Here is a 16,451-nt window from a genome sequence, read left to right as displayed (position 1 = left end):
GGTCATAAAAATGGTCACCGAATTAGATTCGGTGACTATTTTTTAAAGATTCCTCGGGCTGTTTCACTAAAAGTACCGTCTCCAAGGATTTCTCAAAAATCGTTCCAATTGCCAATTTCAGGAGGGGGTTCATCCACTGTAACAGAAATGGTGGCTGCTTCACTCGAACCCTCTTGATTTATTGCTGTAACAGCTATGACGTAAGTTTGGCCAGGCTGAGGACCAATCAATGTTGCTTGTAATTCTGGTGTAGGTGCCAATCTTTGCGGGTATCCATTCGCACTAAATGAAACAATATATTGGACGTTTTTGGCCCCGTTACCAGGCTGCCAGGAAATCAAAATGCTATTCGTTGCTTGGTCAAACGTTGCTTGCAGGTTACTTGGACTGGCTGGTACGGTCTCTTCGATCGTTATCGAAGTGGAAGCAGAATCACTCTTTACGTCTCCCGCAACCGCAACGACCGTAAAGGTATAAGCCTTTCCTTTCACTGGGCCTGGAAGGACAGCGTTCATTTCATTGGTAGGCGTTAAAGTTTTCGTTTGATCACCTACTGTATAGGAAACTTCAAAGGTCGTCTCCAATCCGCTGTTCGAAGTGTGGTCCCATGATAATTGAATCTCATCCGAGGCTTCATCATAGGTCGCGGCGAAATCTGCTGGTGTTTCAGGTTTTGGCGGTTTTGGCATTTCGCCGCCTTTCACATAATATTCACTGCCTAATTGGCCAACACTTTCAGGCTGTTTAAATGCTGCTGTATTTGTCGCTGCTTTCGAGATAATGGTTTTGAAAACCAGCAGCGGGATGTCATCACTTGTGCTATTCAAATAGTCTTCGGAAGAAGTGGTTTTATCATATCCAGTCCATACCGCAGCCGTATATTGAGGGGTATAGCCTACAAACCAGGCATCCCTTACCGCATTTTCCGGCAAGCCGTACTTCGTGATGGTTCGTTCATCAAAGTTCGTGGTTCCCGTCTTTCCGGCCAGATCCAGCCTGGGAATATTCGCTTTCACCCCTGTACCTGAATCGACGACTGAACGTAACATATCGGTGATTAAAAAAGCGGTATAATCCTCCATGACTTTTTTCTTTTCTGATGCTACATTTTCCTCTCGCCCGTCTGGGTAGACAATTTTTGTAACCGTGTGTGGTTCAATATAATAACCGCCATTTCCAAAAGGGGTATAGGCGCCTGCCATGACAAGGGGAGAAGCGGCATCAATTCCGCCAATGGAATTCGCTTCATTTCCTTTTTGCTCCTCCTTAATAGGGAAGCCGAGGCTCCGTGCAAAATCGGTCGCATCCTCCGCGCCTACTTCCTGAAACGTTTTTAATGCCGGGATATTTCGTGACCAGACCAGGTGATCCCGAATCGTCTTGTTTCCTGCATAGGTACGAGTAGCGTTTCGAATAGGGGTTCCATCGGAATACTGATATTCTTCATCTTTTATCATATGTCCTGTTGACCATTTGAATTTTTCAATGGCGGGGCCATAGTCAATAATCGGTTTAATCGTCGAACCAGGCTGACGTTTCATCATGGTTGCATAGTTAAATCCGCCATTCTTATTTCTGCCTCCGCCAATGGCTTTGATTTCCCCGGTTTGTGTATCTGTAATAACAACTGCTGTTTGGAGGTACTTATTATTTGGATAATGGATATAGTCATTTGTTGTCAGAACATCTTCCGTCAATTGCTGAATCTCGGGAACAATGGTTGTATAAATGTCTAATCCATCCTCAAAAAGATTCGCATCCGTCTTTTCTTGTACTTCTTCTAGAACAGTATTCACAAATGCTTGATATTTGTTTCCTTTCGGATTTTGAATCTTTAATGTATCCTCAATAGGTGTCCTTTGCGCTTCACTCATTTTTGGCTCAGAAATGTATCCATGCCGATTCATATAGTGTAGAACCATGTTTCTTCTTTCTTCGGCGCGGTCTAAGTTTGACTCGTCTGTTGGCATGTACCGATTGGGACTTTGCGGGATTCCCGCCAAAAGGGCTGCTTGTTCCAGGGTTAATTGATCCAGTTCATCAGGCTGTAACCCAAAGAAACGCTGTGCAGCCTTGGCCACTCCATAAACATCGCCGCCGTATAAATTGTTGTTCAAATACATTTCCAGAATTTCCTCTTTGGAAAATCGTCTTTCTAATTGAAGAGCCAAGTACCATTCCTTTATTTTTCTTGTGGCTGTCTGTTCGGTTGATAGAAAGGAATTTTTCACCAGCTGCTGGGTAATCGTACTTCCGCCGCCACTTTCTAACGATCCAGAAGTGATCACTTTAAAGATCGCCACCATTGTACGCCTTACATCAATTCCTTTATGTTCATAGAAACGGGAATCTTCTGTTGCTATAACCGCATCCCTCAATACATCAGGAATTTGTTCAATTCCTATATCTTCCCGCTTTTCCCGCCCTACCTCGGCGATGATTGTTTCGCCATCACTTGCATAGATACTGGATGATAAAGGGTCTTTTAATAAAGTTTCGTCAAACTTGGGAGCGTCATTGATAATCCATATAATAGCCCCCGCTCCAGCTATAAGCAGCACAGTCCCTAAAATAAGACTGAAAAATATGAACCTCTTCCAAATTTTCTTTTTGGGAGAACTATTCTCTCCTGAACGTTGCTGCTGGTTTTGTAGTTTTTTTCTGTGCTCAATGCGAGAAGAATGGTTTTCTGTCATACCGCTTACTGCTAACAAAATAATAGACAAATTACCAGATTGCCTTGTCTATATTCAGGTTTTTGAAAGCAGTTTTTCACCTCTTTTATAGGTTTTTAGGTGAGTCTTGGTGTAGAGAGTATAACCACAGCAATGTTCATCATTGTATTCTGTCTTAGTGTTATAAAATGTTCTTATAAAAATTCGTCGTAAAAGGCGATTTTTCTATTTAAACGTACGCATTTTATAGGAAGTGAAGTTTTGACAGAACAGCCATTAGGACACTTTCATATCACACTATGTGTTAAAGGCAAATAGCCCAAGAATTTTCCTCTCGTGGAAGGAATGCTGAATTTTGATGTTATTTGGCCGTATCAAGCGGACTAAGAACCTTTGTTAAAGATAAAGGAAGAAAAAATGATATAATATGGTAAATATGGAAATTTAAATTTTAGTAGGGATTAGGGGAATGGCGTGCAGGACTTTTGGTTATACATTCCTTTAAAAAATGTTAAATCAGGAGGGGGAAATGGGATACATTTCGGAATTACGCAAACTAATCGGCACGCGTCCCATCTTAAGTGTGGGAGCGACGATACTGGTCGTCAACGAAAAGAAGGAAGTCCTCTTTCAACATCGGTCTGATACCTATGATTGGGGACTGCCCGGCGGGTCAATGGAACTAGCGGAGACACTGGAGGAGGTTGCTTCCCGGGAGTTAAAGGAAGAGACTGGTCTGGAGGCGGGTCGTTTTGAGCTAATCGGCGTTTTTTCGGGTCCCAGTTATTATTTTCGTTATCCGAATGGGGATGAAACGTATAGTGTCATTAACCTCTTCCGGGCAGTCGATGTTGCCGGGAAGCTGGAAATGAACGATGGCGAGAGCCTTGATCTACAATATTTTAGTAAAGATTCTCTTCCAGTCAAGATAGAAAAAAGGGCACAGGCTCTTATTGAGAGCATTGGGGATGAATTTTGGGAGCTATCTTCTTCCTTTGGGAAGTAACCTTATCTTATTTTCCAACGAGTGTATGAGAGACTGTTGCTTACCCAATGCTCCATTCCCTAATGTCCCAGCTACTGCCTATCAATATCGCACCTTTTCATCCTCCTTTTGAACTATCTTGAACATGTAAAACATATAATGTAATGGGGCGAGGTATTTCCAAAATTCCCATGATAAAAGAAGCATGATTGAAATGGAATGGAGGGGAATAGTTCGATTCCCTCCGCCGAGTCTGGATCTGGATGATGCTGTTGGTAATTGATCATTAAAAACGCTGAAGCCGGGAGAGTGGGGGAAGTGGAAGTAATGTGGACAAGGAAGAGCGGGTGGTGGGTGTTGGCTGCCGCTGTCCTGCTGTTTGCGGGGTGCTCTTCTGGAGTGTACGAACAGTATTTGGAGGAAGGAACGGCGGAACTAACAACAGGAGATTTTGAAAAGGCGGTCGTTTCTTTTGAAAAGGCGCAGGAAGCGAAAGAGACGGATGAGGCAGGTGAACTGATTCTGGCTTCGAAAGCGGCAAAAATGGCAGCGGACCATCTTGGGGCTGGGAAATTCGAGGAGGCTGAAGTGTTTGCCGAGGAAGCGATCTCCTTAACGGTCCACGGTGAGGCACATGATGCCATCCGGTCGTTTGCGGAAGGGATAAGAAAACAGGCTATGGCAGAAAAAGAAAGAATGAGACTTATCGAGGACGATGAAAAACGTAAGGAAGATGCCCGCCGCTTAGAAGAAGAACAGAATAATAATGAAAAAAAGAGTTTGACAAAGGAAGAGGCTGTTAAGAAGGTGATCGGCACAACGGGGATGGCACCTAGTGAAACCTTTTTCGTGGAGTATGACCATCTCACACCTGAAGGCCATTTTGTGATTCATCTTTACGAGGTTGTAATCGACGACCCGGAAACGCGGGAAGGGCATACGGCAACATACGGATGGTACGGCGTGGTGCCGGAAACAGGTGAAGTATATGATTATTTGCTGAGATCAGAATAAAAACGTTTGGAAAAACTCATCTTCTTAGGCATTTTACATAGAAATCAATCCCGTTTTTATAAAAGAGGGGATATTGAATAGCTGCTGCCTTATGTAGTAAGGAAATCTTCTTTATAAGCAGAAAATAGGAAACCACAATGGATGGTTTCCTATTTTACATTCACGGCTGTCCGCTTTTATAAAAAGGTTTAGTTATCAAAACCAATCCTTTACATAAGCAAACAATCCTAAAACCGCACCTGCACCCAATCCCATAAATACAGGCAATACGAAACTGGATTTCTTCTGTACCTCTTTGGTTTCTTCCACAGATTTCCCTCCTCTGAAAACTATTATCTTAATTATACGGAAAAAATAGGGAATCGTTTCAAATTCTCTGTTTTTTCTTTCTGCTGCTTCTTGTAACTTTTTAAAATTTCGATCTGAACCATTCCATTGACAACACAATCTCTGCGGGAGTATGATATATCGCATAAGATACATCGGATGCGATGTATTTTTCAGGAATTTTGGAAGGTGATTGTTTTTGGCAGAAAGAGCTGACTTTATTCGTGAAAGTGTTGAGTTTTTACATCGCTATTTGGTTAAGAGCATCCAGCAATATGCGGAGGGACTGGGTCTGACAGCGCCGCAGCTGCGTGTCATTGCAGAGGTGTTGATTAATAAGTCGATTACGATCAAACAACTTACACAAAACCTGCGAATGACCCAGAGTACCGTATCTGACATAGTGGAACGTCTGAGTGCAAGGGGCATTCTGGTAAAAACGCCTAACCCTAATGACAAACGATCAGTACACATTTCCGCGAGTGAGAAAACTTTGAATGGCATCAAGGAAAAAACACCCGAACCAGTGAACAAGGCCATCCGCGATGCGTTAGGTTCCTTGACGGAAAGTGAGCAGGAAATCGTTGAGCAGGGAATGCGTTTATTGGTTAGGGCCGTTAAGGAGAAGATGGAGCGGGAAGGAATGGAGGAGATGGAATCATTCGATGTTCTTTTTTTCCATAGTGACCCATCGAAGGGAACATGCAAGTAGTGCGCCTTTCTTATCCGGTAAGGAGCACTGCGAACATTTATCGCAGCAGCAACATTATGCCCAGGGAGGGGTACAGGAATGCTGAAGATTTTTAAATATTTTGACAGGAAAGATTGGCTGCTAGTCTTGTGCAGCCTGTTTTTTATCGTGACCCAAGTATGGCTGGACTTAAAGATTCCCGATTACATGACGGAAATCACCATGCTTGTCCAGACAGAAGGAAGCAGGGTTAGCGATATCCTTGTACAGGGCGGATTCATGCTTTTATGTGCAGTTGGCAGTATGCTCTCATCGATGGGTACCGTTTTTCTCGCAGCCCGGGTCGCGGCAGGATTTGCGGTACGCTTGCGCGGGATGGTTTTCGATAAAACATTGTCTTTTTCGATTGAGGAGATGAGCACATTTTCTACTCCGAGCCTGATCACCCGTTCTACAAACGATATCATGCAAATCCAGCTTTTGATTATCATGGGGCTCCAGGTTGTCATCCGGGCACCAATCATGGCTGTGTGGGCGATTTTTAAAATTAATGGAAAGGCATGGGAGTGGACGGCAGCAACGGGGTCTGCGGTAGCCTTTCTGTCATTGTTGATTGCGCTCATCGTCCTTGTTGCGCTGCCGAAATTCAGGGTGATTCAAACCCTGACTGACCAATTAAACCGCGTGACGAGGGAGAATTTGTCCGGCACCCGGGTTGTCAGAGCCTATAATGCCGAGGAGTATCAGGAAAAGAAATTCGAACAGGCCAATGATGAACTCACCAGGACGAATCTTTTCACGGGACGGACAATGGCCGTGCTGTTTCCGGCCATTGGGCTGATGATGTCGGGGATGAACCTGGCCATCTACTGGATTGGTGCGGTCCTGATCAACAACGCTTCGGTGCCGGACCGCCTGCCGCTGTTCGCCGACATGGTGGTCTTTTCGTCCTATGCGATGCAGATCATTATGGCCTTCATGATGCTGTCGATGGTGTTCATCATGATGCCGCGTGCGGCCGTATCCGCCAAACGGATTCATGAAGTGCTGGATACCGAAGTCAAAATCAGGGACGGGAAAGGATGGGAAGTTGTAAAAGCCCATGGAAAAGGTGAAATCGAATTCCGGCATGTGAGCTTCAAATATCCTGATGCCGAAGACTATGTCCTTAAAGATGTAAGTTTTAATGTCCGCCACGGTGAAACTGTGGCCATCATCGGTTCGACGGGCAGCGGAAAGAGCACTCTCCTGAACCTGATTCCACGTTTCATGGATGCAGCACAAGGAGAAGTGCTTGTGGACGGAGTCAATGTGAAACAGTATCCCCTTGAAGACTTGAGGAGCAAAATCGGATATGTTTCGCAAAAGGCGATCCTGTTCAGCGGCAATGTTGTTTCGAATGTCGCCTTCGGTCAGAAGATGGAAGAGGCAGACCACGAAGTGAAAAAAGCGGTTGAAATGGCTCAGGGGAAGGGATTTGTCGAGAAGATGGAAGGCCAGTATGAAGGAGAAGTAGCCCAAAGCGGAACCAATCTTTCCGGCGGCCAAAAACAACGGCTATCCATTGCGCGTGCCATCTATAAAAATCCCGAAATCTACCTGTTCGATGACTCCTTCTCGGCATTGGATTACAAAACAGACCGCCTATTAAGGTCAAGGCTGAAACAGGAAATCAAAGAGGCGACTTCAATCATTGTCGCCCAGCGGATCGGCACCATTATCGATGCAGATACCATTATTGTCCTCGATCAGGGCAAAGTCGTCGGGATGGGAACACACCAGGAACTTATGGAAAATTGCGGTGTCTACCAGGAAATCGCCTACTCTCAATTATCAAAGGAGGAGCTCGAAGTTGGCTGATAAAGAATATGCCGAGTCAAAGACATCGCCGCGTTCCCGCAGCCGCCGCCCTAAAGGAGGCCCAGAAGGTCCCAGCAAAGGCCAGGGCCTGAAAAGCTTTAAGCAATTATTTGTCTACAGTTCTGCCTATGTGCCGGCGATCATTACTGCTGTGGTCCTAGCCATTACAGGTTCGATTTTTAATATCATTGGACCTGACCTGCTCGGAGATATGACGGATACGATCACGGAAGGAATGATTGCAGGCATTGACATGGAGACGATCTCCCATATAGCCGCCATTCTGGTAACCCTTTATGCATTGATGTTCCTTTTCCAATACATCCAGGGATTTATCATGGCGACCGTGACGCAGCGGATTTCCAGGAATTTAAGGAATGACCTTTCTAAGAAGATGAACCGGCTGCCATTGAAGTATTTCGATTCCAATAGCACGGGAGACGTTCTCAGCCGGGTAACCAATGATGTCGATTTGGTCGGGCAGACGCTCAACCAAAGCATCAGCGGACTGACATCTGCGGTCACTTTATTCCTGGGATCGCTGGTGATGATGTTTTACACCAACTGGATCATGGCCATTTCCGGGATTCTGGCGACGTTTATCGGATTTGCGATGATGTCGTTTTTGATCTCGAAATCGCAGGTCTATTTCGGAAGGCAGCAGCAAACACTTGGCAAGCTGAACGGATATATAGAAGAAGTCTATTCCGGCCATCAGGTCGTCAAAGCTTATAACGGGGAACGTGATGCAAAGGAGACTTTTAAGGAAATCAATAATGGATTGTATGACAGTGCCTGGAAATCGCAATTCTTATCCGGGCTGATGATGCCTTTCATGATGTTTGTTGGCAATCTCGGCTATGTGGTCGTTTGTATCGTCGGTGCCGCCCTTGCCGTCAATGGCCAGGTCACATTTGGCGTGATTGTATCCTTTATGCTGTACATCCGCCTGTTCACCCAGCCTCTTTCCCAGATTGCCCAGGGAGCAACCCAGCTGCAGTCAACTGCAGCAGCAAGTGCGCGTGTGTTCGAATTCCTGGACGAACAGGAACTGGCAGATGAAAGCGGGAAGAAAGGTAAACTTGATACAGTCAAGGGGGATGTGGAGTTCAGGAATGTCCGATTTGGCTATAATGAGGAGCAGCCCGTGATTAAAAACTTCTCGCTTAGCATCAAGGCAGGCCAGAAAGTGGCGATTGTCGGACCAACAGGTGCAGGGAAGACGACGCTGGTCAACCTTCTGATGCGATTCTATGAAGTGCAGGGCGGGGAAATCCTGATTGATGGTGTGCCGATCAGCCAGCTTACCCGCAAGAATCTGCATGACTTGTTCTGTATGGTCCTTCAGGACACCTGGCTCTTTGAAGGAACAATCCGCGAAAATATCATGTATTCCAGTGAAGGGGTAACAGATGAGGAACTGGAAGCAGCCAGTAAAGCTGTTGGGCTTCATCACTTCATCAAAACCCTGCCAAACGGATATGATACGGTGCTTGATGACAAAGCGAGCCTCTCGGCAGGCCAGAAGCAGCTGATCACCATCGCTAGGGCCATGGTGAAAACTGCGCCTCTATTGATTTTGGATGAAGCGACAAGCTCGGTCGATACCCGGACCGAAATGCTCATCCAGGAGGCAATGGATAAACTGACGATCGGCAAAACGTCGTTCGTGATTGCCCATAGGCTGTCCACCATTAAAAATGCCGACTTGATTCTTGTCATGAAGGATGGGGACATTATCGAAACCGGAACACATGAGGAACTTCTGAACCAAAAAGGGTTTTATGCCGAGCTTTATAACAGTCAGTTTGAGGAAGCATCCTAGTCCGGATTGAAAGGAATTTAGACAATGATTTATGTATTCATCTTTGTCCTGCTGTTCATTATTGCCCTTTCACTGTTTATGAAATTGCATCCCGTGTTTGGCGGAAGACCAAGCGATGAAGATACAGTGGGCTATAATAAATTGGATAATTATGTTAAAGGGAAATTTGTGTTCCGGGATGAAAAAAATAACAGCCCGGCAGCAATCAAGCATCCGATTTCAAAAGCTGCTGGCCGTTCTCCTAAAGGTCCGATGCCTGCTGTTAAGATTGATTGGAACATAGTGAAAAGTGAAGAAGACAGCTTGACTTGGTTTGGGCATTCGGCTTTTCTGCTAAGCATGGATGGTAAAAAGCTGTTCATCGACCCGATGTTAGGCGGCACTGCTTCACCAGTTACCTTCGTGGGACCGAAACGGTACAGCGAACATCTGCTGGATATGGTGGGAGAAATGCCCCCTATTGATGCCGTCCTGCTTACTCACGACCACTACGATCATTTGGATTTTCTCTCCATTCAGAAGCTGAAAAGCAAGACCGGCCATTTCTTTGTTCCGCTTGGTGTGGGTACCCACTTGATTCGCTGGGGAGTGGCAAAAGACAGTATCACGGAGCTCAATTGGTGGGAGGAATGCACTTTTCAAGGTCTAACCATTGCGCTGACTCCATCCAGGCATTTTTCCGGAAGAGGGATTTTTAACCGGAATTCGACTCTGTGGGGCGGCTGGGTCATCCTGGGAGAGCAGACCAGATTCTATACGAGCGGAGATGGCGGCTATGGTGCCCACTTCAGGGAAATAGGTGAAAAGTACGGTCCTTTTGATCTCGTTTTAATGGAAGGCGGGCAATATGACCGGCGCTGGCCGTGGGCCCATATGTTCCCTGAACAATCAGTGCAGGCAAGCATGGATGTCAAAGGCAAGAAGATGATGCTGATTCATTGGGGAGCCTTTACACTGGCAAGGCATGGATGGGCAGAACCAGTAGAGCGGGCAATAAAAGAGGCCAAGGCCAAAAATGTGGAGCTGATCGCTCCCAAAATAGGGGAAACCATATCTTTAAAAGGAACCGCTCATACTCTTGGTGAGGCATGGTGGGAGCAATAGTGAAGGCAAAAAAGGTTGGCGGGAAGTATTGGTTCCCGCCACTTTCCTTTTTGTTTTATTGATTCAAGTTATCATCGTGACTCTATTTCCAGCTTTCTTGCGTTTAGGGTCACATTGAGCCATTCATCGTGACCCAAATTTCCATTTTCATGTATTTACGGTCACATTGAATTCGTCATCGTGCCCCAAATTCCAATTTTCATGCGTATACGGTCACAATGAGCCCTTCATCGTGCCCCAAATTCCTGTTTTCATGTGTTTACGGTCACAATGAATTCGTCATCGTGCCCCAAATTCCAATTTTCATGTGTTTACGGTCACAATGAGCCCTTCATCGTGCCCCAAATTCCTGATTTTATGTATTTACGGTCACATTGACCGTCTCATCGTGCCCCTCATTCCAGCTTTCCAGCGTATACGGTCACATTGAGATACAGCGAAACGCTTTGGAAGGAATGGAAAATGGCGGGGAAGCAAATTTCCCCGCCAATCTTTATTGATGCATCACAACCGTCCCCATGCCTCACTTCAGCAAGTCCCTAAGCTTGGCATCCCTGTTTTCGACGGCGTAGTCATGGGCTGTTTTTCCTTCTGAGTCTATTATTGTTTTATCTGCGCCGTTGGCTAATAAAAGTTCAACTAGTTCAATGTCTGCGTCATTAAAAACGGCATTTATGAGCGGAGTTGATCCCCAGTTGTCGGTTGTGTTCACATCTGCGCCGTTCTCGATGAGCCACTGTGCCGCTTCCGAATCACCCCAGCTTACTGCATATTGAAGGGCGGTGTTGTCGTCACTGTCTTTTTCATTGACGTCAGCTCCCTCTGCGACAAGCTGTTGAACCTGATCCATGTCCTCATTCATGTAGGCTTGGATGACAGGAGGGAAGTCCATCATGTCTTCCTCATACATATACTCGTCCTCTACCAGATAAGGATCCTCCAGAAAAGCGGTTAAGGCTGTTGCTCCTTCTAAAAACAACATCGCTGCCCCTGTTAGGGAAGCGGCCAGCACGATTGAAAGGATGCTGCCGACGATAATTCCCGTTTTCTTTTCGACAACAAGTGGATATTGCTGCGGATTTATCCAATGGTCCAGGGCATTGATCCGTTTCGGCAAATGCGGATGGCTGGAAAGCTGTTCACTTAGCCACGCGAAGAAGCCTGATTCTTCTGCTGCTTGCTGAACATAAGCCTGTTTGTTCATTTTTGCAGAGAGCTTTTTGCCGATTGCGAGCACTGAGAGTGCCTCTTTTGCTGCCTCTACATTGCCAACATAATAAGCCGCATATCGGTCGCACGTATATTCGCATGCCCGTAAATAGGCTTCTCCCAGGAAAGGAACGAACATGGAAGGAAGCAGGATGAAATGAACGAGCACATGGCGGCGCTTAAGATGGGCAAACTCATGGGCGAGGACAAACATCAGCTCCTCTTCACGGTGTTCTTCCACCAAATCAAATATTTCCGAATACACAACGACCATGTTTTTTCCAAAGAATCTGGTCGCGAATGCATTTAACATTCCCATCGATTCCATGACATAAATAGCGGGCATTTTCTCAAGTTCCATCTCCTGAGCTAATTTCGCAGCCTTTTGATAGATGTCAGGAAACTGCTGCTCACTTAGCCGGACGCCATTTCGGCGAATCGAAGCCATCGACAGGGCATGGAAAAAGAATGAAATGAGTAAAATCCCCACCATAATGGCAAAACCAATTATTGAAAAAAGTAAAACCAGATAAGCCAAACAGCTAAATAGCAGCGCGGCCGCGAAATAAATCTTTTCTTTCCGATGAACCAACCTGTTTTTTAACCCATTTTCCTCGAGCACTTCTCTTTCCTCCTGATTCTGCTAATCTATTATAAAAAAATATATTCCTATAAGATTATAGTGGAAACTGAAAGGAATAGGAATAACATTTTTACCAAAAAGGTGGAAATGATTGGCTGGTAAACTAATTTCGGAATGGCTGATTCACCAAGGCTTGGAAGAGGTGTGAAGCCACCCTCTGGTTGACAAATTAATTTAAATTTATAGAATATTAGAGAAATAGGTTAAAATAGAAGATAAGGTTGTCCCTGATTGAGTGCCAGGGAATGACAACAATACATAGGAGAGGTAGGGAGTCATGGGAAATAAGATTAATAGAATCAATAAAGTATTGGTTGCGAATAGAGGGGAAATTGCCATCCGGGTGTTCCGTGCGTGTACGGAGCTGCATATCCGGACTGTCGCCATCTATTCGAAAGAAGATTCGTTCGCTTTGCATCGTTACAAGGCGGATGAAGCGTATCTTGTCGGGAAAGGGAAGAAGCCTGTCGATGCTTATCTTGATATAGAAGGCATCATCCAGATTGCCAAACAGGCAGGCGTGGATGCAATCCACCCAGGTTATGGGTTCTTGTCGGAAAACATTGATTTCGCCAGAAGGTGTGAAGAGGAAGGAATCGTTTTTATCGGGCCGACATCTGAACATTTGGATATGTTTGGAGATAAGGTGAAAGCCAGAACACAAGCACAGCTGGCGGAAATTCCAGTTATCCCTGGTACAGACGGTCCAGTCGCAAACCTAGAAGAAGTCGTCACATTCGTAAACCAGCATGGTCTGCCGATTATCATCAAAGCCTCATTAGGCGGCGGCGGACGCGGGATGAGGATTGTCCACTCCATCGAGGAAGTCAAGGAATCGTATGAACGAGCCAAGTCAGAAGCAAAAGCCGCTTTTGGAAGCGATGAGGTGTATGTCGAAAAGCTGATTCAAAACCCGAAACATATTGAGGTCCAGATTTTTGGCGACCATGAAGGGAATATTATCCATTTATATGAACGGGATTGTTCCGTCCAGCGCCGTCACCAAAAAGTGGTGGAAGTGGCGCCAAGTACCTCCTTGTCGGAAGAGCTGCGCCATGACATTTGCGATGCGGCTGTCAAATTAATGAAAAATGTCGATTACCTGAATGCAGGGACGGTGGAGTTCCTCGTTTGCGGAGAGGAATTTTATTTTATTGAAGTCAACCCGCGTGTCCAGGTAGAGCATACGATTACCGAAATGGTTACCGGAATCGATATTGTTCAAACACAATTGCTGATTGCCCAAGGCTATCCTCTTTATGGCGATAAAGTTGGCATTCCGGAGCAGAAGGATATTTCCACGCATGGTTTTGCCATCCAGAGCCGTGTGACGACAGAAGATCCATTGAATGACTTTATGCCGGATACAGGGAAAATCATGGTTTACCGGTCGGGAGGCGGATTCGGTGTCCGTCTGGACGCCGGCAACGCCTACCAGGGGTCTGTCATCACGCCTTATTATGATTCGCTTCTGGTAAAGGTGTCGACGCATGCCCTGACGTTTGAACAAGCCGCTTCGAAAATGCTGCGGAACTTGAAGGAATTCCGGATCCGCGGAATCAAAACGAATATACCGTTCCTGGAAAATGTCATGCAGCATGAAAAATTCCTTAGCGGAGATTATGACACCTCCATTATCGACAGTACTCCGGAACTGTTTATTTTCCCGGTTCGGAAAGACCGGGGAACAAAATTGCTTCATTATATCGGGAATGTCACCATCAACGGCTTTCCGGGAATCGAAAAAAAGGAAAAGCCGATTTTTGAGGAACCATTTGTTCCAGCTTTCAACGCTGCAGAGTCTGCTCCAGCCGGAACGAAACAAATTTTAGATGAAAGAGGAGCAGAGGGACTTGCGGATTGGGTGAAATCCCGCAAGGAAGTTTTGCTGACAGATACGACATTCCGTGATGGCCACCAATCGTTGCTGGCAACGCGACTGCGTACAAACGACTTGAAGAAAATCGCGGAACCGACAGCAAAATTGCTGCCAAACTTGTTTTCACTCGAAATGTGGGGCGGGGCGACCTATGATGTGGCTTATCGTTTCCTTAAGGAAGATCCGTGGGAGCGGCTGATCACTTTAAGGGAGCAGGTTCCGAATGTATTGTTCCAAATGCTGCTGCGTGCCTCGAACGCGGTCGGCTATAAAAACTATCCTGACAATGTCATCCAGTCATTTGTGCAGCAATCCGCTGACGCTGGAATCGACGTTTTCCGAATCTTTGACAGTTTGAACTGGGTTAGAGGGATGGAAGTAGCGATTGATGCGGTGCGGCAGACAGGGAAGATTGCCGAGGCGGCCATCTGTTATACAGGCGATATCAATGACCCTTCCCGAACTAAATACGATATTCAATATTATAAAAACATGGCAAAAGAACTTGAAAGCCAGGGAGCTCACATCCTCGGAATCAAGGACATGGCCGGCCTGCTGAAGCCGGAGGCCGCCTACCGGTTAATTTCCGAGCTGAAAGAGACCGTAAATATCCCGATTCACCTTCATACCCACGATACAAGTGGCAATGGCATTTACACCTATGCGAGGGCGATTGATGCCGGTGTCGATATCGTGGATGTTGCGGCAAGCGCAATGGCCGGTTTGACTTCCCAGCCAGGCGCCGGATCACTCTGTTATGCCTTGAAAGGATCAGATCGTGAGCCTGCGGTAGATGTTGATTCTTTTGAACAGGTATCAAAATATTGGGAAGGCGTGCGCAAATACTATCAGGATTTTGAGAGCGGCATGAATGCGCCTCATCCGGAAGTGTACCAGCATGAAATGCCTGGGGGACAATACAGCAACCTTCAGCAGCAGGCCAAAGCAGTCGGGCTTGGCAGCCGCTGGGAAGAAGTGAAGGATATGTACCGCCGCGTCAATTTGATGTTCGGTGATATCGTCAAAGTCACTCCGTCCTCCAAAGTAGTCGGCGACATGGCCTTGTTTATGGTCCAAAACGACTTAACAGAACAAGATGTCCTTGAAAAGGGAGATAAAATCGATTTCCCTGATTCCGTGATTGAATTGTTTGAAGGCTATTTGGGACAGCCAGATGGAGGCTTCCCGCAGGAATTGCAGAGGGTCATCCTGAAAGGGAAGCAGCCAATCAGCGTCCGTCCAGGTGAATTGATGGACAACGTCGATTTTGATGGTATTTGTGACGAGCTGTATCAAAAGCTTGGCCGTCAAGTAACCTCTCATGATATGATTTCATATGCTCTTTATCCTAAGGTGTTCCTGGACTATATCAAAACGATTGAACAATTTGGCGATATCTGCGTGCTTGATACTCCGACCTTCTTATATGGAATGAGGCTTGGGGAAGAGCTTGAGGTGGAAATAGAAAAAGGGAAGACGCTGATGGTCAAATTGGTTTCCATTGGTGAAGCCCAGTCGGACGGCACCCGGACGGTTTATTTCGAACTCAACGGACAACAGCGGGAAGTGGTCATCAAAGACGAAAGCATTAAAACTTCTGTTGCTTCGAAAGTAAAAGCGGATCCCGGAAACCAGAACCATATTGCCGCAACGATGCCAGGCACCGTTCTAAAAGTCCTTGTTGAAAAAGGGGCGAAGGTTGCCCAGGGCGATCATTTGCTTCTAACTGAAGCGATGAAAATGGAAACAACCATTCAGGCACCATTCTCAGGCTTTGTAAAAGAGATTACCGTCAAACCCGGAGAACCTATCGCACCAGGTGACCTGCTGATAGAATTGGCGGAATCGGGTGATATCGCGGAAAGGGAAAGTGAATCTGAAAAAGTGGCAGCAAATTAAAGGGACAAGGGGACAGGTTCTGAGCTGACCCCCAAATGTTAGAGTTTTGATTATGCAGCTAATTGGCTGGTATGGTTCCGGTATTGAACCGGGCTCATACCAGCCAATTTTTGCTTAATACGTTTGTTATTATAATAATCTATATATCTCCCAATTCTCTCAGTTAACTCTTTAACCGTACACAATGCCTCGCCATAATACATCTCTTGTTTTAGAATGCAAAAAAAGTTCTCCATGGGGGAGTTGTCTAAACAGTTTCCTTTTCGTGACATACTTTGAAAAACCTTATTTTCCTTAAGTGCCTTAACCCACTTTTTATGCTGATATTGCCATCCTTGAT

10 protein-coding genes are annotated in these 16,451 nt (G+C 45.9%); 7 read left to right on the top strand and 3 right to left on the bottom strand.

Annotated features, from left to right (window positions below; genetic code table 11):
* Positions 1-92: 92 nt before the first annotated feature.
* Complete coding sequence (locus tag ADU22_RS17980; RefSeq protein ID WP_053363394.1) at positions 93-2,696, bottom strand: transglycosylase domain-containing protein; 2,604 nt, start codon at positions 2,694-2,696, stop codon at positions 93-95.
* A gap of 508 nt (positions 2,697-3,204) precedes the next feature.
* Here ADU22_RS17980 and ADU22_RS17975 point away from each other — a divergent pair.
* The 6 genes from ADU22_RS17975 to ADU22_RS17950 all read left to right on the top strand — a co-directional run bounded on the left by ADU22_RS17975 (position 3,205) and on the right by ADU22_RS17950 (position 10,481).
* Entirely contained in the window at positions 3,205-3,681 is a 477-nt protein-coding gene (locus tag ADU22_RS17975; protein WP_053363393.1) for an NUDIX hydrolase, read from the top strand.
* 297 nt (positions 3,682-3,978) lie between these two features.
* On the top strand, positions 3,979-4,674 hold the full coding sequence (locus ADU22_RS17970) for a hypothetical protein (RefSeq protein WP_156324390.1): 696 nt from the start codon (positions 3,979-3,981) through the stop codon (positions 4,672-4,674).
* Between the two features lie 526 nt (positions 4,675-5,200).
* The gene (locus tag ADU22_RS17965; RefSeq protein ID WP_053363391.1) at positions 5,201-5,713 is read left to right on the top strand and encodes a MarR family winged helix-turn-helix transcriptional regulator; all 513 of its coding nucleotides are present in this window, start codon (positions 5,201-5,203) and stop codon (positions 5,711-5,713) included.
* Positions 5,714-5,791: 78 nt separating this feature from the next.
* Positions 5,792-7,552 (top strand): ABC transporter ATP-binding protein, encoded by a 1,761-nt coding sequence (locus ADU22_RS25265; protein WP_053363390.1) that lies wholly within the window; start codon positions 5,792-5,794, stop codon positions 7,550-7,552.
* Entirely contained in the window at positions 7,545-9,377 is a 1,833-nt protein-coding gene (locus tag ADU22_RS17955) for an ABC transporter ATP-binding protein (RefSeq protein WP_053363389.1), read from the top strand. Before ADU22_RS25265 ends, ADU22_RS17955 begins: the two co-directional genes overlap by 8 nt.
* A 24-nt stretch (positions 9,378-9,401) precedes the next feature.
* Positions 9,402-10,481 carry an MBL fold metallo-hydrolase gene (locus tag ADU22_RS17950; RefSeq protein ID WP_053363388.1) on the top strand — a complete coding sequence of 360 codons (1,080 nt, stop codon included), beginning with the start codon at positions 9,402-9,404 and terminating at the stop codon, positions 10,479-10,481.
* 523 nt (positions 10,482-11,004) lie between these two features.
* On the opposite strand, the gene ADU22_RS17945 is transcribed toward ADU22_RS17950, so the two are convergent.
* Positions 11,005-12,312, bottom strand: coding sequence for a M48 family metallopeptidase (locus tag ADU22_RS17945; protein WP_069188011.1), 1,308 nt, complete (start codon positions 12,310-12,312; stop codon positions 11,005-11,007).
* A gap of 298 nt (positions 12,313-12,610) precedes the next feature.
* Between ADU22_RS17945 and pyc the strand changes: the two genes are divergently transcribed.
* Complete coding sequence (gene pyc, locus ADU22_RS17940; RefSeq protein ID WP_053363387.1) at positions 12,611-16,111, top strand: pyruvate carboxylase; 3,501 nt, start codon at positions 12,611-12,613, stop codon at positions 16,109-16,111.
* 50 nt (positions 16,112-16,161) lie between these two features.
* On the opposite strand, the gene ADU22_RS17935 is transcribed toward pyc, so the two are convergent.
* A partial coding sequence (locus tag ADU22_RS17935) for an IS3 family transposase (RefSeq protein ID WP_156324464.1) occupies positions 16,162-16,451 on the bottom strand: 290 nt, incomplete at its 5' end.

This window comes from Bacillus sp. FJAT-27251 (assembly GCF_001273925.1).
GTDB lineage: Bacteria > Bacillota > Bacilli > Bacillales > Cytobacillaceae > Mesobacillus_B.
Note: the sequence above shows the minus strand (reverse complement) of the source record. Positions and strands in the feature narration are given on the sequence as shown.